The sequence below is a fragment of the Streptomyces sp. genome (assembly GCF_036524955.1).
Taxonomy (GTDB): Bacteria; Actinomycetota; Actinomycetes; order Streptomycetales; family Streptomycetaceae; genus Actinacidiphila.
Genome location: NZ_DATDBG010000317.1, coordinates 1 through 17,404, shown reverse-complemented (window position 1 = coordinate 17,404; position 17,404 = coordinate 1). Strand labels below are relative to the sequence as shown.

Sequence of the window (17,404 nt, the reverse complement as noted above, 5' to 3'; positions counted from 1 at the left end):
GTCCTCGCGCCGGCGGTCCCCGCCGCGGCCGTACTCGCTCTCGTCCTGGTACCGCCGTCGCGGCTGTCCGAGTCCCCGGACGCGCCGCCGCTCGGCTACCCCAACGCGGACGCCGCGCTGCTGGTTCTCGCCGTCGGCGCGGCCTGCTGCGCGGCGTGGGCCGCACCCGGACGCGCGCGGCGGTTCGGGCTGCGGCTGACCGGCGTCGGCGCGGCGGTCACCGCGCTCGCACTGGGCTCCGCGGCCGGGTTCGCCGCCGGGATCGCCATCACCCTGTCCTCGCTGGCCGCAGCCCGCATGCGGCACCGGCTGCTCGGGCTGGCCGGCCTGGCACTGGCCGCGGCGCTCGCGGTCGGCGGGAGTTACGCGGTCGCCGTCGACGCGCTCCCGGCCGGCCTGTCGCAGTCCCTCACCGGCCAGCTCACCCAGCCCCGGGTGGACCTGTGGCACCAGGCGGTCAGCCTGGCTGAACGGCACCCGTTGCGCGGCGTCGGCCCCGAGCGGTTCGCCGACGAGAGCGGCGCGCCGGCCTCCTCCACCACGCCGACCGAGGGGTCGCCGCAATCCGCGCCCCTCCAGCTCGCCGCCGAACAGGGCCTCCCCGGCGCCGCGCTGCTCGCGGTGGCCTACGGCTGGCTGCTGTGCACCCTGTGGCGTTCCTCACGCTCCACACCGGTCGTCCTCACCGCGGGCGCCGCCCTCACCGGCCTGGCGATCCTGGCGACCGTCGATCACGTACTGAGCTACCCCGTCGTGACGGCGGGCGCCGGCTTCCTGGCCGGCACGGCGACGGCGCGCCCCCTGGGGGACGAGGACCGCGGACCGGTACCGCCGAAGGAGTGAGGCGCGGCGCGTTTCTCCCTACGGGTACGGGCAGCCTCCGTGCCGCGTGCCTGCGGTGCGGACGGAGATCCGCCCGCCTTCGTACGGGTGCCGCGCCCGACCTACGCGCCTCCGACCGATCGGGTGCGTTGCCGCAGCCACGCCCGGATGGCCAGGACCGCGCCCTCCGCGTCGTCCACGGTGACGGTGAACCGGTGGCCGCCGCCGAGCTCGATCACCACGCCGGGTCCGCGCCGTACCACCACGGCGGTGCCCTTCTCAGGGCGCCAGCGGTACCCCCACCCGCCCCAGCTCCGCGGGCTGATCAGCGGGGCGAGCTGGCAGCCGCTCACCTGGTCCAGCGGAATACGGCGTCTCGGCAGCCCGATGTGGCCGCAACGCACGTGCACCGCGTCCCGGTCGATCCGGACGTGCACGTGCGTGAACGCGATCGTGCCGAACAGCACGAGCAGCCCCACCGCCAGGCAGCCCACCACGGACATCACCAGCGGCGCCACCCCGGACGCGTCGGGACCCGCCACCGCCAGCTCGATGCCCAGCGCCAGGCACGCGGCACCCGCCGCGGCGAGCACCCACTGCATACGGTTGGTGGCCCGTCCCGTCCATACCTTGGGCGCGCCGGTCTCCGGCCCGGGAGCGTGCGTCATGCCACGAAGGGTACTCATTGCCCGCGGTTGTGCCAGCGATCCGCGTCACGACGTGACGGGCGCCGCATTTTCGTGGTAAGGCGTCGTTCGGGGTGCGCGGCGGTCACCGGGTTCCGGGGGTGTGTCCCCGACCGGCCACTGCCTTCGCCAGGGCCGCGCCTTCCGGGTAGGCCAGGGCCGCCGGGGGGAGCTCGCCCTTGCGGCCGCTCAGGATGACGTCGAGCGTGCCGTGGCGGCCGTCGGGGGGATGGCAGTCAGCGCCCAGCCTGCGGAGCGCCTGTGCGGCGACGGCGTCCGCGGAACCGTGGAGGACGGCGCCCGGTACGGCGCCGCTGATGTGGTCGGCGACCAGTTCGTAGTGCGTGCAGCCGAGGACGACGGCGCCGACGTCCGGCGGCGTCAGCGCGGCGGCCGCCTTCACCGCGAGGGCCACGGCGGCGGCGTCCGCGTTCTGTACGGCGTCGGCCAGGCCCGGGCAGGGCACTTCGGTGATCTCGGCACCGTTGCCGAACTCCGCGATCAGCCCGAGCTGGTATGCGCTGCCGGTCGTCGCGGGGGTCGCCCAGATCGCCACGGCCCGGTGGGTCGCCGCGGCCGGCTTGATCGCCGGCACGGTACCCACCACCGGCAGGTCCGGCTCGAAGGCGGCGCGCAGCGCGGGCAACGCGTGCACGGTCGCCGTGTTGCACGCGACGATCAGTACGTCCACCCCGCACTCGGCCGCCGCCCGCGCGCACTCCAGCGCCCGCCGCGTCACGTCCTCGGCGCTGCGCGGCCCCCACGGCATCCCTGCCGGGTCCGACGCCAGCACCAGGTCCGCGTCCCCCCGCATCTTCCGCACCGCGGCCGCAGCCGCAAGCAACCCGATCCCCGAGTCCACCAGCCCAATCCTCACGCCCCCACCATAAACGCCCCGCGGCGAAGCCCCCCGGAAGCCCGGCCTCCGGACGCGGGGCGCCGCGGGAACCGCCGGGCTGCCTCGATCCGCCGCAGCGGTAGAGCCAAGGAGGCGACGCGCTTCCCGGGGACACCGCGGAACCGCCGGCGGCGGTGGGAGACTTCCCGGGTGGACGTGATGACCGGGGTTGCGGGGATCGCCGTGGCGGCGTGGGTGTGGCTGCTCGCGGGGCAGGGGATGTTCTGGCGGACCGATGTGAGGTTGCCTGCCAGGAGGGAACCGGCGCGCTGGCCGAGCGTCGCGGTGGTCGTACCGGCGCGGGACGAGGTCGAGGTGCTCGGGGTGAGCCTCACCTCGCTGCTCGTCCAGTCGTATCCCGGAGAGGCCGAGATCTTCCTGGTGGACGACGGGAGCACGGACGGGACCGGGCGCCTCGCGGCGGAATTGCGCGAGCGGCACGGCGGGCTGCCGCTGACCGTGACCTCGCCCGGGGAGCCGCCCGCGGGGTGGACCGGGAAGCTGTGGGCCGTGCGTCACGGCATCGCGCTGGCCCGGGAACGCACCGCTGCCGAGTACCTGCTGCTCACCGACGCCGACATCGCCCACCGCCCCGACAGCCTGCGGGAGTTGACCGCCGCTGCGGTCGCCGCGGACCTGGACGTGGTCTCGCAGATGGCCCGGCTCCGCGTGCAGACGGGGTGGGAGCGCCTCATCGTCCCCGCGTTCGTCTACTTCTTCGCCCAGCTCTATCCCTTCCGCTGGATCAACAGGCACGGTTCCCGCACCGCGGCGGCGGCCGGCGGCTGCGTGCTGATCCGCTCTTCCACGGTCACCGCCGCGAACATCCCCGACGCGATCAGGCAGTCCGTCATCGACGACGTGGCGCTGGCCAGAGCGGTCAAGCGCTCCGGGGGCCGGATCTGGCTGGGCCTGGCCGAACGGGTGGACAGCGTCCGGCCCTACCCGGACCTGGCCGAACTGTGGCGCATGGTCGCGCGCAGCGCCTACGCCCAACTGCGTCACAACCCGGCCGTGCTGGCGGGCACGGTGCTCGGCCTCGCGCTGATCTACCTGGTGCCGCCGCTCGCCGCGATCGGCGGCGCGCTGGCGGGGGCGTGGCCGCTGTGCGCGCTGGGCGTGGCGGCCTGGGCGCTGATGACGGGCACATATCTGCCGATGCTCCGCTACTACGGACAGCCGCGGTGGCTGGCCCCGCTGCTGCCGTACACGGCCTCGCTGTACCTGCTGATGACCGTGGACTCCGCGTTCGAGCACTACCGGGGCCGGGGCGCGGCCTGGAAGGGCCGCACCTACTCCCGGCCGGACACCGCCCCGCAGCCGGACACCACCGCCCCTTGACCGGCCCTCATTCGGGGGAGGGCGTCCAGTTCAGCCCCCACCCGTACGCGTAGTCGGCGGTCCTCTGCGGGCTCACGCCGCGGCGCGGCACCAGGTAGCGGGCCTCGCGCCGTACCACCAGGTCCGTGCCGTCGCGGGTGAGCAGGGCCAGTGCGCAGACGGTGGCGGGGACCGTGCACTCGGCGAGGGAGAAGTCCACGGCGGCGCCGTGCTCGGGCGCGAGTGTCACCGTGGCGCGCAGTCCGGCGAGGCTGGGGGCGCCCTGATGGAGCGTGACGAAGACCAGGACGCGCCGGAAGTACGTGAGGTGGTCGAGGTTGAGGGTCAGGTGCTCGCCGGTGCCGGGGGAGCCGGTGGGCTCGGCGCCGTGGAGCAGGATGAACGGCGGCCGGTGCAGCGAGCCGAAGGCGCCGCCGAGCGCCTGGACGACGCCCGTGCCGCCGTCGGAGAGTTCGAACAGCGCGCACAGGTCGAGACCGAGGCCGTCCGCGCTCCCCTGTCCGTGGGCGAGCCGCCAGTCGAGGCCGATCCGCAGCGCGCCGGCCGTACCGCCCTGACAGGCGAGTGACACGGCCGGCGCCTGCTCGGTCAGGGTGACGGTGGACGGTCCGGAGGGCGGCGGCCGTACCGGCGCCGGTACCGGTGGAACCTGCGGCAGCGACCGCTCCCCCGCGGCTCTGAACCGCCAGCCCCCGCCGGTCCGGTAGCACTCGCCGAGTACGTACCCGCTCTCTCCGGCCGTTCCCGCGTGGTGGAGGCGCGCCGCCTGGCCCCCGGCCGAAGCGACCCGCAGCCACATCCCGGGGACGGGCCCGGGCGGCTGCCCGGCGCCCCGTGCCACCAGCAGCACGGAGACGACCGCGCTTTCGAGTGAGCCAAGATCGACCACAAGGGTGTCGACCGCGGTCCCCCCGCTGACCCGGCACCCCTCGTGGCGGACCGCCCCCGACGGGTGCGCGGGCGCTCCCGGGTGCACGAGATCCCCGGGACCGCGCGCCGAACCGTCCGCTGCGCGCAACAGCGCGCATCCCTCGGTACGCGGTGTCCCCGGCCCCGCCCGGCGCCCGAACTCGACCCGTAGGACGGCCGTGGGTAACGGCACGTCCTTTCCGGCACCCGGCGTCATCGGCTTCCCCTCCCCGGTGCGCCGAGATCCTTGTAACCACTCGGACGCACGCCTTTTACCTGATCAGATCATAGGGACCTGACCGTTTTCCGGGGGTTCGCTCATATTGGGGACCAGAGGTCACGCACCGCACGCAAAACAACCTTCTAATCGGTCTCCCCAACGACCACATCGTGGGCTTAACTTATGGCTCATGACCACCCCCCGCGGTTCGTACGGTGGCAGCTACGGCAGCTACTCCTCCTCATCGTCCTTCCCGGACACCCCGATCTACGACAGCCTCGTCGCCGAACGCGGCACCCCGCAGATCGCCCCCATCCGGGTGCCCGCTCCGTACGATTCCGGGAGTTACAACTCCTTCGGCAGCGGCAGCAACCTGCCGGCCCTGCCCGCCGCGCTCCCGGCCCTGCCGGCGGGCCCGTCGGCGCCGTCGCAGTACCCGCAGCCTGCGCAGACCGGCTACCCGGCGCCGAACCACCCGCAGGCGCCCGCGCCGTACATCCCGCAGCAGGCCGCCCCGCGCCCGGCGTACAACGGGGGTTCGTACAACGGGGGCGCGTACAACGGCGCCTCTCCGAACGGTGGCGGCTCGGCCAACGGATACGGGAACGGCGCCGGTTATCCGGCGCAGCCGCCGCAGGCGTCGCCCTCGGGCTACGAGGCCGCGCGCCCGGTCCCGCCGCGCCCGATGCCGCCGCGGCAGGTGCCCGGCGGGCACCCGGAGGACCAGTACCCGCGGCGCAACCTCGGCCAGGGGTACTACCAGGGCTGAACCGACGGGGGAGGTGCGCCTGTCAGGATGGTCGTATGACCACGCCAGTAGTGAGCGCACTGCACATCTATCCGGTCAAGTCGCTGCGTGGGGTCAGCACGCAGGGGGCGGTCGTGGAGCCGTGGGGGCTCACGGGGGACCGCCGCTGGATGCTGATCGACGCCCGGACGCGAAAGGCCCTGACGCAGCGTGAGGAACCGCGCCTCGCGCTGCTGACGGCCGAACTCGCGGTCGGCGGCGGTCTGCGGCTGAGCGCGCCGGGCCGGCCGGCACTCGATGTGGCGGTGCCGCCGTCCGGGCCGCTGGAGACGGTGCGGATCTTCTCCGGCAAGGTCGAGGTGCTTCCGGTGGGCGAGGCGGCCGACGGCTGGTTCCGCGCCTGCCTCGGCGACGTGCCCGTCCGGCTGGTGCACCTGGACGAGCCAGCGGTCCGGCGGCCGGTGGACCCCCGATTCGCGGTGCCCGGCGACACCGTGAGTCTGGCCGACGGCTTTCCCCTGCTGGTCACCGCCACCGCCTCGCTTGCCTCCCTCAACTCGCTGATCGCGCAGGGCGACCGGGCACAGGAGGGCCCGCTGCCGATGAACCGGTTCCGGCCGAATGTCGTCGTCGACGGCACCGAGGCGTGGGCCGAGGACGACTGGCACCGGGTGCGGATCGGCGGGATCACCTTCCGCGTGGCCAAGCCGTGCGGGCGATGCGTGGTCACCACCACCGATCAGTCGACCGGCGAGCGCGGCAAGGAGCCGCTGCGTACGCTGGGACGGCATCGTAATTTCGGCACACAACTGCTTTTCGGCCAGAATCTGATTCCCGAGCATTCCGGAACCCTGCGCGTGGGTGATCCGTTGACCAGGGTGGAGTAACGCGGCGGTGCCCGTCACCCCCGCACTCCCGAAGATGAGCGTGTGCATGAATCGCGCCGTTTGCGGTAGTTGAACGGGTGAAGGGGGTGACCGCCAGTGGTTCGTCGCAAGAGGGTCGGCAAGCTCGGGTGGCGGTGGCGGCGCAATCCGCTGCGCCGGCGCACCGATGTGGTCGAGGCGTGGCTCGGTGTGGTCACCGCGGTGCTCTTCTGCACTGTGCCGCTCCTCGGCTGGTGGGCCGGCCACTCCGTCGACCGCAACCTGCAACGGGTGGTCCGAACCCAGCGCGCCGAGCGCACGCTGGTGACGGCCACCGCGCTGCCGGCCGCCAGGAAGCCGGCGACCGGCGCCTCCTCCGTCGCGGCGGAGGGCCGGAACTCCGACCCGCGGCGCGGCGACCGCCTGCGCTGGACCGCGCCCGACCGCTCGGTGCACACCGCGACCGTCCCGGTGGACCTGGAGGTGTGGCACAAGAGCAAGATCCTGCTGTGGACCGACCACACCGGGGAGCTGGTGACGCCCCCGCTGGACAGCACCACCGCCACGACGCACTCGGTACTGGCGGGCACGGCCGCCGCCGCCGCGGCGGGCGGTCTGTTGCTGATATCCCGTCAGATTTTCCTGTGGCGCCTGATGGTGCGCCGACTGGACTCCTGGGAGCGGGAGTGGGCCCGGGTCGGCCAGGACTGGGGCCGTATGGGCGCGGGTGGTTGACGCACGGTCGGGACGGCGGTCGGCGTAGAGGTGATGGCACGACGGTCGGCGTACCAGCCGAGAGGGCACTCGGCGTGCGCGAGACGTGGCCGCCCGGCCACTCCTGTGACCTGTGCCGGCACCCGGTGCGCGTCACGACCATGCCCCCGCTCGCGCTACGGTTGATCCCCGGTCGGCCGACGCAAGAGGTGGGGGCAGAGCAGCCCGATGGCACATGGTGTGGTACAGGTCACCAACCCGAGCAGTTCGCGGTGGCGCCGCCGCACGGGAGAGTACGACACACTCGCCGCCGCCCTCGAAGCGGCGGGCGACGGAGACGTGTTGTCGGTGAGCCCCGGCACCTACCGGGAGAACCTGGTGCTGGACCGTTCCGTGACACTGCGCGGCACGGACGGACCCGGCACCGTGCGCATCGCGCCCGCGTCCGGTGTCGCGCTCACCGTACGGGCCGCCGCGTCCGTACACGGCCTGCTGATCGAGGGCCAGGACATCTCCGCCGCCGCCCTGCTGGTGGAGGCGAGTGCGCCGGAGCTGTCCGGTCTGCGGATCAGCACCCGCTCCGCGGTGGGCCTGGAGGTACGCGACAACGCCCGCCCCACCGTGCGGCGTTGCAGCGTGGACAATCCGGCCGGGCTCGGCATCAGCGTGCTGGACGGCGCGGGCGGCCTGTTCGAGGAGTGCGAGGTGGTGGCGGCGGGCCAGAGCGGCATATCCGTGCGCGGCGGCGCGGGTCCCCGACTCGAACGCTGCCGCGTCCACCACACCGCCGGCGCGGGCCTCTCGGTGACCGGCGAGCACAGCTCCCTGGAGGCGGTCGGCTGCGAGGTGTTCGAGATCCGCGGTGCCGGCGTGCAGCTCTCCTCCCGTGCGACCGGCCACTTCACCGACTGCCAGGTGCACCGCACCACCGGCGACGGCATCAGCCTGGACACCGACGCCGTGCTGTCGCTCGCCGACTGCGACATCCACGACATACCGGAGAACGCCGTCGATCTGCGGGCCCGCTCGGTGCTCACCCTCACCCGCTGCACGGTCCGCCGCTTCGGCCGCAACGGCCTGTCGGTCTGGGACCCGGGCACCCGCGCCGACGCCAACCACTGCGAGATCCACGACAGTACGGGCGACTACCCGGCGGTGTGGGTGAGCGACGGAGCCGTCGCCATACTGGACGCCTGCCGGGTGCACGACGTGCCCGACGCGCTCTTCGTGCTGGACCGCGGCTCGCGCGCCGACGTGGTGGACAGCGACTTCACGCAGATCCGCAATACGGCGGTGTCGGTGAGCGACGGTGCGAACATCCAGTTGGACGACTGCCGGATCAAGGAGGCGGCGACCGGTGCCTGGTTCCGCGACCACGGCAGCGGCGGCACCCTCGCGCAGGTCACCATCGACGCCACCGCGACCGGGGTGATCGTCACCAAGGGCGCCGACCCTGCGCTGGAGCGCTGCACGGTCACCAACTCCGCGGAATCCGGGATCTACGTCTCCGCGGAGGGGCGCGGCACCTTCAACGGGTGCCGAGTGACGGGCAGCCGCGGCTACGGGTTCCACATCATCGACGGGTGCCGGTCCACGCTGACCCGGTGCCGTACCGAGCGCTGTGCGCGCGGCGGTTACGAGTTCGCCGAACCGGGCCCGGTCACCGAGGAGTGCACCAGCGACGGTGCCGCGACCGAGGAGGAGCCGCACCTCGGGCCCGCGGCGCCCGCCCAGACGACCGCCGCACAGTCGTACGGGCTGCTCGGCGGCGTCCCGGTGCAGCGGACCTCGGCGCCGACGGCGTCCCTGAGCGCCGAGCCGCCCGCCGCCCCGCCCGCCCGGGACAGCGAGACCGTCCTCGGCGACCTGGACGCGCTGGTCGGTCTGGACAGCGTCAAGCGCGAGGTGCGCACGCTGATCGACCTGATATCGGTGGGCCGCCGCCGCGAGCAGGCCGGGCTCAAGGCCCCGTCCGCCCGCCGCCATCTGGTCTTCACCGGCTCCCCCGGCACCGGCAAGACCACGGTGGCGCGGCTGTACGGCGAGATCCTGGCCTCGCTCGGCGTGCTGGAGCGCGGGCACCTGGTGGAGGTGGCCCGGGTCGATCTGGTCGGCGAGCACATCGGCTCCACCGCGATCCGTACCCAGGAGGCGTTCGACCGGGCACGCGGCGGGGTGCTGTTCATCGACGAGGCGTACGCGCTCGCGCCGGAGGACGCCGGACGGGACTTTGGGCGCGAGGCGATCGACACTCTGGTGAAGCTGATGGAGGACCACCGGGACGCGGTGGTGGTGATCGTGGCCGGGTACACCGAGGAGATGGAGCGCTTCCTCACCTCCAACCCCGGTGTGGCATCCCGCTTCTCCCGGACCGTCACCTTCGGCGACTACAGCGCCGAGGAACTGCTCCGGATCGTGGAGTCGCAGGCGGCGGACCAGGAGTACCAGCTCGGCGAGGACACCGGCGAGGCGCTGCTCAAGTATTTCGGCGCCGTTCCCCGGGGCCCGGGCTTCGGCAACGGCCGGACGGCCCGGCAGACGTTCGAGGCGATGGTGGAACGCCACGCCGTGCGCCTGGCCCACGTCGCCGAACCGACCCACGAGGAGTTGCAGTTGCTCTACCCGGAGGATCTGCCCGAGCTGCCCTGAGCGGGCCCGCCGTCGGCGGAACCGCCCCGCCCCAGGCCCTTGTCCGCCTCTCCGCCCCGAGCCGCGCCGGCCCGAGCCCCTCCGCTCTCAGCCCCCCCGATCCCAGCCGCGCCGCTCTCATCCGATTCGCCCGGCCCCCCTTGCACCGGCACTGCCCCGGCCGCCGGCGGCAGCCGCCGCAGCAGCGCGGCCCGCTGCCGTGCGAAGGACGGGTCTGCCTGGAAGTCGGAGTGCCCCAGGATCGGTTCGGGCAGCGGGTGGCGGGTGCTGCGACCGTAGGCGGCCGGGTCCGGCAACGGCCCGCAGTCGACGGCCTGGCCGGCCGAACCGATGCCGACCGGGCCGCCTATCGGGTCGGTGCGCCGCCACAGGTTGCACCAGGTGTGCATGGAGTCGTGGAGATCGCGTAACCGGGCCGGTCCGAAGTACGCGGGGAACCAGCGCCCGTAGAGCCGGGCCAGTGGGCAGCCATAGGTGAGCAGTGCGACCCGGCGCCGTACCGCGGGGTCGAGCTGCCACACGGCAGCGGCCGACAGCACGCTGCCCTGCGAGTGCCCGGACAGGATGATCCGGCCGCCGGTCCGCTCGGTCCAGGAGGCCATCCGCCAGCTCAGGTCGGGGACAGCGCGCTCGGCGTAGCAGGGCGGCGCGAAGGGGTGGGCGGCACGCGGCCAGAAGGTGCCGACGTCCCACAGGATGCCGACGGTACGGCGGGCCGAAGCGTCCCGGTAGGCCCGCCGCCCCAGCGTGACCAGGGCGACGACTCCCGCGCCGACCAGCCAGGAGCCGAGCGACTGCGCGGTACGGGCGACCGCCGGCAGCACACCGGGCGCGTCCGCTGCCTCGTCGCCGGGGGTGCCGCCCCCTGCCCAGGCGCCCGCGACGGCGCCGGCGCCCAGTGCGAAGGCCGCCGCGCACACCACGGCGATCAGCAGCGGCGCGGTGTCGGTGAGCCCGGCGCGGGCGACGGCGCTCGCGATCTGCCGGGTCCTGGCGGGGTGGTGCTCCGCCTCCGGGTACATCGCCTCGACCTCCCGGTGCAGCGCCCGTTGCCGCCGCCGCAGTCGCCAGGCGACAGCCGCGGACACCACCAGCAGCAGCGCGAGCACCACCGGGATCACGGACGCCTCCCAGGTGAGCACGGCGGGCGGCCCGGCCAGTGAACTGCCGTGCTCACCCGGAGTGCGGGCGCCGTCCAGCCAGTCGGCGGCGCGCTGCGCCACACCGCCGGTGAGCACCCCGCCGAGCGCGCAGGCCAGCAGGGCGACGGCGGGCCCGGCCAGCCCGCGCAGTGCCACTCCCCCGTCCTCGAAGTCCGCCGGGGGCGTGCGGTGCAGCAGCGCGGCGGCGATACCGACGGCGGCGACCAGCACGCCCTGCACGACGGTGAGCGTGGTGAAGGTCTGCGCGGACGGCAGCCGCCCGGTGGAGACCCACGAGCCGCGGTGCCAGGCGCCGTAGAGGGCGGCGGCGAGCAGCGTGCCGGCCGAGCCGGACAGCAGCACCCGGGTGGTGAGGTGGTCGGTGGCGTCGTCGATCCCGGTCTCGGTCCGGTCCGCGCGGCACACCACGCCGACGGCGGCCACGGCGAGCAGTGCGGTCAGCCCGGCGAGGGACCAGCCGACGGCGGGCAGCAGCGCTCCTGGACGGCCGGTGTCGTACCGCAGAGCGGGCACGCACAAGGCGGCGGTCACGGTGAGCAGGGCGGCGGCGGTGTGCGCGGTCCGCAGCCGGGCGACGGACCGGCGCCCGTACCAGAAGCCGGGCAGGGCCAGTGCGGGGGTGCCGGGCTGGGGGGCGGGGCGGTCGGCGGGGCGCTGCGACTCGTACGCGGACCAGGTGCGGCGGGAGAGCCACCACAGCAGGGCGGTCAGGGCGACGGGCGCGGCGGCGGCCAGGGCGAGCCGGCGGCCGGGCTCGCTCCACCAGCCGCCGCGCTCGACGGCCGCGAAGCCCAGCCACGACTTGTCGCGGGCGCATCCCGCGCGGCCGGCGCACTGCCAGCCGACGAGGTCCAGGGCCACTTCGCAGACCGCGGCGATCAGCAGCACGGTGAGGCTGAGGGCGAGCAGCCGGACCAGAAGTTCGTAGCCGCGGGCGAGACGGGTGCGCACCGAGGGCGGGCGCATCCAGTGCGCGAGGTTGGCGATCATGAACGGGAGCAGCAGCAGCCACAGTGCCCGACTGCCGTTGCCCGAGGTGAGATTGGACCAGCAGTACGCCTCCTGCACCGGCTCGTCCTGATGCCGTTCGGGGTGCTGTTCGGCGTCCGCGTCACACGACCGGCGATGGATTCCAGCCGTTTCGTCGCCCGCCAGGCGTACGGTGCGCGGGTCGCCGAGCATCCGCTCGGGAGTGGTGCCGCCCACGCCGTGCACCAGCAGTTCCAGGGCCGGCGGCGGGCTCACGGCCGTCCTGATGTCCAGTTCAACGGTCATTGCCGCCCCCGATCGTCGTCCCTTACCCGGTGTGGTGCCCGCTCCGGAGGCCGGGCAGCCGCGTTCCCGACGGCCGTGCCGTAATCGTGACGCGGGGCGATCACAAGCGGTACGGACCGGTCATCCGCCGTACACCCGCCCTCGCCTGCCGTGGAAGGATGACCGCAGCACACCGGCCACCGCGGGCCTCGGCGGCCCCGGGCGGCAGCGGGACGTGGCGCACACGGCGGACAACGAGACGGACGGGACGGGGTCACGGGTGACCGACAACCAGAACCTCCTCGCGGAACAGCGGCGGGCGCTGATCCTGGACGAGGTGCGGCGGCGGGGCGGTGTGCGCGTCAACGAGCTGACCCGTCGGCTGAACGTCTCCGACATGACCGTGCGCCGGGACCTGGACGCACTCGCCCGGCAGGGCGTGGTGGAGAAGGTGCACGGCGGCGCCGTGCCGGTGGTCGACGCGAGCAGCCACGAGCCGGGCTTCGAGGCGAAGTCGGGGCTGGAACTCGGCGCGAAGGAGGCCATCGCGCGGGCCGCCGCCGCCCTGGTCCCCCCGGGCAGCGCCATCGCGCTGGCCGGCGGCACCACCACCTTCGCGCTGGCCCACCACCTGCTCGACGTGCCCGAGCTGACGGTGGTCACCAACTCGGTGCGGGTCGCGGACGTCTTCGAGTCCGGGCAGCGCCGGGGCAACAGCCGCAGCGAGGGCTCGGCGACCGTGGTGATCACCGGCGGGGTGCGGACCCTGTCCGAGACACTGGTCGGGCCGGTCGCCGACCGCGCCATCCAGTCGCTCCACTTCGACCTGCTGTTCCTGGGCGTGCACGGCATCTCGGTGGAGGCGGGCCTGTCCACGCCGAACCTGGCCGAGGCCGAGACCAACCGCCAGTTCGTACGGTCGGCCCGCCGCGTCGTGGTGATCGCCGACCACACCAAGTGGGGCACAGTGGGCCTGAGTTCGTTCGCTTCCCTGGAGGACGTGGACACCCTGGTGACCGACGCGGGCATTCCCGAGGTGCTCCGCGAGGAGATCGCCGAGCACCTGTCGGACCTGATCGTCGCGGGTGAGCCGCCCGCAGACAATTGACCGCGAAGCGCGTAGCCTGCGGGCCATGGCTCGCCTCAAGTACCAGTTGCGCGCGGTCGGACTGGACTTCCTCGGCACCGCGCCGGTAAAGCTCGTCTTCTCCGCCGCCGTCGCGGCGCCGCCCGGCACCGTCTACCACGCGCTGGCCGAGGACACCCCGGGCTGGTCGGAGTGGTTCGCGGCGGTGAAGTACGCCCGCCCGACCGAGGCGGGACGCCATGTGGTCCTCTCCGGCGGCCTCCGCTTCGAGGAGACGGTGCTGATCGCCGAAGAACCCGGGCGGTATGTCTACCGTGCCGACGCGACCAACCGCCCCGGCGTACGGGCGATGCTGGAGGAGTGGCGCGTCGAACCGGCCGCGGGGTGCAGCCTGGTCCAGTGGACCATAGCGGTCGACCCGGCGCCCGCGACGGCGGGCTTCCTACGGCTGCTCACCCCGGTCCTGCGGTCCTCCTTCCGGACCGCGATGCAGAAGCTGGACCGCCGGAACCTGTGAGCGTACGGCTCGGGCCCGGAGGCCGGCGCCTCGGGCATCGCCGCCCGAGCGTTCCCCGTCGCGGGCCGCGTCACCTGAGACGTCGTCATACTCCGGAAGGTATGCGCGTACGCCGACGTGCCGGTGGCCTGCAGGTGGCTGCGCGGTGGCCGGACCGCAACCCTCGCCGGCTACTCGCGGTGCTCGGGAGGCGGTTCCGGCCGCCACAGCGGGTGTTCCTCGCGGACCCACCGGCCCGACACGTACCCGGTGCGCAGTCCGCGCCGGGCCTCGGAGTCCTTGCTGGCGAGCCAGACGTGGCCGGTGATGACCACGCCGACGAGCAGGGCCAGCCAGTCGTGCACGAAGGTGGCGCCGGTGCGCCACAGCAGCGGGGTCAGCCACGGGAACCACATGATCAGCCCGGTCCCGGTCATGATCAGCACGGAGCCGACGGTGAAGGCGGCGAAGAGCTTCTGCCCGGCGTTGAACTTGCCCGCCAGACCCGGCTCGCGCCGGCGGGTGCGTACGAAGGTGCGCAGCCAGCGCCAGTCGTGCGGGAAGAACCGGCCGAGCCGGCCCGCGTCGCGGCGGAAGGCACGGGAGGCCAGGCCGAGGACGACCGGTACCGGGAGCAGGACGCCGGACCACTCGTGGACGAGGAGCACCAGCCTGCGGCGGCCGACGATCTCCGCGAGCGGCGAGACGTACAGGCAGGCGGCGGTGAACACGCAGATGCCCATCAGCCAGTTCAGCGAGCGGTGCACCCAGGTCTCGGCACCGGTGAAGCGGCGCAGCCGACGGGCCGCGTCCGGCTCACGACGTCGGTTCATCGCCGCGGCCGTTCGACGTGCCGACCCACGCGTCCACGTCATAGCCGTAGCGCTCCCAGTAGCCGGGGCGGACGTCCTGGGTGACCGTGATGCCGGACAGCCATTTCGCGGACTTGTAGAAGTACATGGGGGCGGCGTAGAGGCGCACCGGCCCGCCGTGCGGGGCGGTGACCGGCTTGTCGTTCATGGTGAGGGCCACCAGCATGTCGGGGCGGCGCGCCTGTTCCAGGGTGAGGCTCTCGGTGTACACGCCGTCGAAGCAGGTGAACCGGATCGCTACGGCTTCCTCCCGCACCCCGGCCGCCGCCAGCAGGTCGGCCAGCCGCACCCCGGAGAACGCGGTCCTGGGCACCCGCCACCCGGTCACGCACTGCACATCCCGCACCAGCCGGGTCTGCGGCAGCGCCCGCAGGTCGGAGAGCGTGTACGAGGCCGGCCGGTCGACCAGGCCGTCCACCGTCAGACGGTAGTCCGCCTCACTGCGGTGCGGAACGGAGTCGGAGACCGAGTAGAAGCGGAATCCGCCGCCGCCGGGCAGCAGCCCGGTCACGCCGGTGGGGTCCTTGGCGCTGACCGATGCCAGCACGGTGTCCAGCTTGTCCTGGACGGCGCCGCCGACTGCGACACCGAGCGCGCCGAGCCCCAGCATGCCGAGCACGACCCGCCGGCCCACGGGGGTGCCGCGTCCCCGCTCCTCGGGGTCCACGGGATTCCGGGGTTCCGCCTCGGGGAGCGGGTGCGGCGCGCTGTCGTCCATGTAGCGATTCGAGCACGCGCGGCGCGCGGTGACCAGGGGCAGTTGCGGAACGTCAGCGTTTCGTCATGTCCGGGCGGAGGTGAGGTGCGGGGTTCTCCGGGCGGCCCGCGTCCAGCCGGCCCTTCTCAGTCCCTTCGCCCGCGACGCACCCGACGGCATGTCAGTCGGCTGAGTCACCGTCGTACGGGTGCCGCCGCGCCGACTTCCCCTCGCTGACGAGGTGGGTTGACGAGATGCGTTCGCGCTTCGGGGCCGTCGGCACCGTGCGGCAGCCGGGCGGTGGTCCGCAGCCGCACGGTGTGGACCGCGGAGTTGGCGGTACGGCCGTGGTGGCGAAACAGTCGGCGGGCGGGCCGGACGCGGGCGCGCGGTTCGTCCGCGAGACGGCAGCCATCGAGCCAAAGGGGGCGCCGGTGTCGAGAGTGGAGACGCGCGCAAGAAGCGAGGAACCAGCGACTGAGCACGTCGGCCGTTGACACCGGGTCCAAGCCCCCGGAGGCGAGATGGCGGCAAAAACCCGCGGGTCGCGGGGCGGGCCGGGCGTACGGTCTCGGCGCCGTTGCCCGCGGCGGACGAGTTCGCGCGGGTGCCGGCGCTCGGGCGCGGTCGGAGTGCGCCGCCCGCCCCGGACCGGCCGGTCGCGTACGCGCGGGCGCCGGTGCGGCCGCACGCCACAGGCCGCCCGGCGGACGCGGCGCGTCTGCCGGGCTGGTCGGGGCCCACGCACGCCGGCCCGAAGCCAGCTGCCGTTTCGCGCGGGCGCTCGGCGTGCCCGCGCCGCCGGATGCACGGAACGAACTGGCCGCCGTGGTACAGCGGTTGGCGGCGGACCGGCCGGTCACAGCGCGCTGCCGTCGGCCGCCCGTGCCCCGGTGCGCGCCGTCCGCCCGCGGCCGGGGAACCGTATGCCCGCTCCAGCCCCGCGCAGCGGTTCGTCCCGGTTGCGAGCCGGGGGACCACGAGTCACCCTGAAGACGCATCACGGAGTACTGCATCAGTCACTCTATGCAATTCCGCTCAGGTGTTCCCATCGGAGCGGCGTATGGCCCCGGGCCCGCGATCGCGGTACCGGCCCTCGCCGCGGAGGGAGTCGCAGCCGTGATCATGCAAGCCGACCAATCCGAGTCAGCGGCCCGAGAGTGTGCGCTCGAACTCGAAGCGCACCCGTACCGGATCCAGCAGATCCGGCGCATCGTGTCCGCCCAGTTGCGCTACTGGCGCCTCGATCCGCTCATCGACGCGGCCTCGACCGGCATCAGCGAGCTGCTCGCCAACGTCCACCGCCACGCCAAGCCCGACAAGCAGTGCGTGGTCAAGCTGACCCTGGACGCCGACCGCCTGACGGTGGCCGTCGCCGACCACGACACGCGGCTGCCGCACCTGCAGCCGGTGGAGCCGACCGCCACCAGTGGGCGTGGGCTGACCATGGTCGAGGCGATGAGCGACAGCTGGGGGACGGATCTGCTGCCCGACGACGGCGGCAAAGTGGTCTGGTTCGTGCTGCGCACGCCCACGCGGGTGCCGGCGCCGACCCTGGTGCCGCTGCGGACGGCCGTACCGTTCGAACAGGCCCTCCCCGAGCGCGTCCCCGTCCCCGCCTCAGTCGCCTGACCGCCGCCCGAGCCATCGCCTGACCGCGCACGCGACCGGCCACGCGACCGGCCGGCCGCCACCTCCCTCCCGGGAGACGGCGGCCGGTCCGGCATACCGCGGGCGGGCCGGAAGTCGACGGCGCCGGCCAGTACTGGGCCACGGCCCCTGCCGGGACGGGGACCGGCGGACCGGGCGTCAGGTGTCCGTGCTGGCCCGCAGGCCGCTGGCGGTGCTCACGAGGTGCACGCCCGCGGCGTGGTGGTACGCGTCCTCGTCGATCTTCCCGGCCGCGAACCGCCGCCCCAGAACGACGATCGGCGAGTGCCCGTCACCGGCAGTCCGCGCCTGCCACGGCCCGCGCCCCTCCA

The 17,404-nt window shown here is 73.9% G+C and carries 15 protein-coding genes; 9 read left to right on the top strand and 6 right to left on the bottom strand.

Annotation, left to right across the window (positions count from 1 at the left end):
* Positions 1-843, top strand: an 843-nt coding sequence (locus tag VIW71_RS25150; RefSeq protein WP_331624916.1) for an O-antigen ligase family protein, incomplete at its 5' end; no start/stop codon positions are given.
* A 101-nt stretch (positions 844-944) separates the two neighbouring features.
* Here VIW71_RS25150 and VIW71_RS25145 read toward each other — a convergent pair.
* Positions 945-1,490 (bottom strand): hypothetical protein, encoded by a 546-nt coding sequence (locus VIW71_RS25145; RefSeq protein WP_331624914.1) that lies wholly within the window; start codon positions 1,488-1,490, stop codon positions 945-947.
* 103 nt (positions 1,491-1,593) lie between these two features.
* Positions 1,594-2,385: a glutamate racemase gene (locus VIW71_RS25140; RefSeq protein ID WP_331624912.1), complete on the bottom strand. Its 792-nt coding sequence runs from the start codon at positions 2,383-2,385 to the stop codon at positions 1,594-1,596.
* Positions 2,386-2,565: 180 nt separating this feature from the next.
* On the opposite strand from VIW71_RS25140, the gene VIW71_RS25135 reads away from it, so the two are divergent.
* Complete coding sequence (locus tag VIW71_RS25135; protein ID WP_331624911.1) at positions 2,566-3,747, top strand: glycosyltransferase; 1,182 nt, start codon at positions 2,566-2,568, stop codon at positions 3,745-3,747.
* Between the two features lie 7 nt (positions 3,748-3,754).
* On the opposite strand, the gene VIW71_RS25130 is transcribed toward VIW71_RS25135, so the two are convergent.
* Complete coding sequence (locus tag VIW71_RS25130; RefSeq protein WP_331624910.1) at positions 3,755-4,873, bottom strand: TerD family protein; 1,119 nt, start codon at positions 4,871-4,873, stop codon at positions 3,755-3,757.
* Positions 4,874-5,066: 193 nt separating this feature from the next.
* Between VIW71_RS25130 and VIW71_RS25125 the strand changes: the two genes are divergently transcribed.
* The 4 genes from VIW71_RS25125 to VIW71_RS25110 all read left to right on the top strand — a co-directional run bounded on the left by VIW71_RS25125 (position 5,067) and on the right by VIW71_RS25110 (position 9,853).
* Complete coding sequence (locus tag VIW71_RS25125) at positions 5,067-5,645, top strand: DUF6643 family protein (protein WP_331624909.1); 579 nt, start codon at positions 5,067-5,069, stop codon at positions 5,643-5,645.
* 35 nt (positions 5,646-5,680) lie between these two features.
* Positions 5,681-6,511 (top strand): MOSC domain-containing protein, encoded by an 831-nt coding sequence (locus VIW71_RS25120; protein ID WP_331624908.1) that lies wholly within the window; start codon positions 5,681-5,683, stop codon positions 6,509-6,511.
* Between the two features lie 96 nt (positions 6,512-6,607).
* Entirely contained in the window at positions 6,608-7,225 is a 618-nt protein-coding gene (locus VIW71_RS25115; RefSeq protein ID WP_331624907.1) for a hypothetical protein, read from the top strand.
* A 207-nt stretch (positions 7,226-7,432) separates the two neighbouring features.
* Entirely contained in the window at positions 7,433-9,853 is a 2,421-nt protein-coding gene (locus tag VIW71_RS25110) for a right-handed parallel beta-helix repeat-containing protein (RefSeq protein WP_331624906.1), read from the top strand.
* Here VIW71_RS25110 and VIW71_RS25105 read toward each other — a convergent pair.
* Positions 9,823-12,291 (bottom strand): hypothetical protein, encoded by a 2,469-nt coding sequence (locus tag VIW71_RS25105; RefSeq protein ID WP_331624905.1) that lies wholly within the window; start codon positions 12,289-12,291, stop codon positions 9,823-9,825. The genes VIW71_RS25110 and VIW71_RS25105 overlap by 31 nt on opposite strands.
* A gap of 259 nt (positions 12,292-12,550) precedes the next feature.
* Here VIW71_RS25105 and VIW71_RS25100 point away from each other — a divergent pair, with 259 nt between their 5' ends.
* Complete coding sequence (locus VIW71_RS25100; protein WP_331624904.1) at positions 12,551-13,378, top strand: DeoR/GlpR family DNA-binding transcription regulator; 828 nt, start codon at positions 12,551-12,553, stop codon at positions 13,376-13,378.
* Positions 13,379-13,403: 25 nt separating this feature from the next.
* On the top strand, positions 13,404-13,874 hold the full coding sequence (locus VIW71_RS25095; RefSeq protein ID WP_331624903.1) for an SRPBCC family protein: 471 nt from the start codon (positions 13,404-13,406) through the stop codon (positions 13,872-13,874).
* A gap of 170 nt (positions 13,875-14,044) precedes the next feature.
* Here the strand turns inward: VIW71_RS25095 and VIW71_RS25090 are convergent, their stop codons facing one another.
* Positions 14,045-14,686, bottom strand: a complete 642-nt coding sequence (locus tag VIW71_RS25090; RefSeq protein WP_331624902.1) for a cytochrome b/b6 domain-containing protein — start codon at positions 14,684-14,686, stop codon at positions 14,045-14,047.
* A complete protein-coding gene (locus VIW71_RS25085; RefSeq protein WP_331624901.1) occupies positions 14,670-15,443 on the bottom strand; it encodes a molybdopterin-dependent oxidoreductase in 774 nt (257 codons plus the stop codon). The genes VIW71_RS25090 and VIW71_RS25085 overlap by 17 nt, the downstream gene beginning before the upstream one ends.
* A 1,104-nt stretch (positions 15,444-16,547) precedes the next feature.
* On the opposite strand from VIW71_RS25085, the gene VIW71_RS25080 reads away from it, so the two are divergent.
* On the top strand, positions 16,548-17,054 hold the full coding sequence (locus VIW71_RS25080; protein WP_331624917.1) for an ATP-binding protein: 507 nt from the start codon (positions 16,548-16,550) through the stop codon (positions 17,052-17,054).
* Positions 17,055-17,404 lie beyond the last annotated feature (350 nt).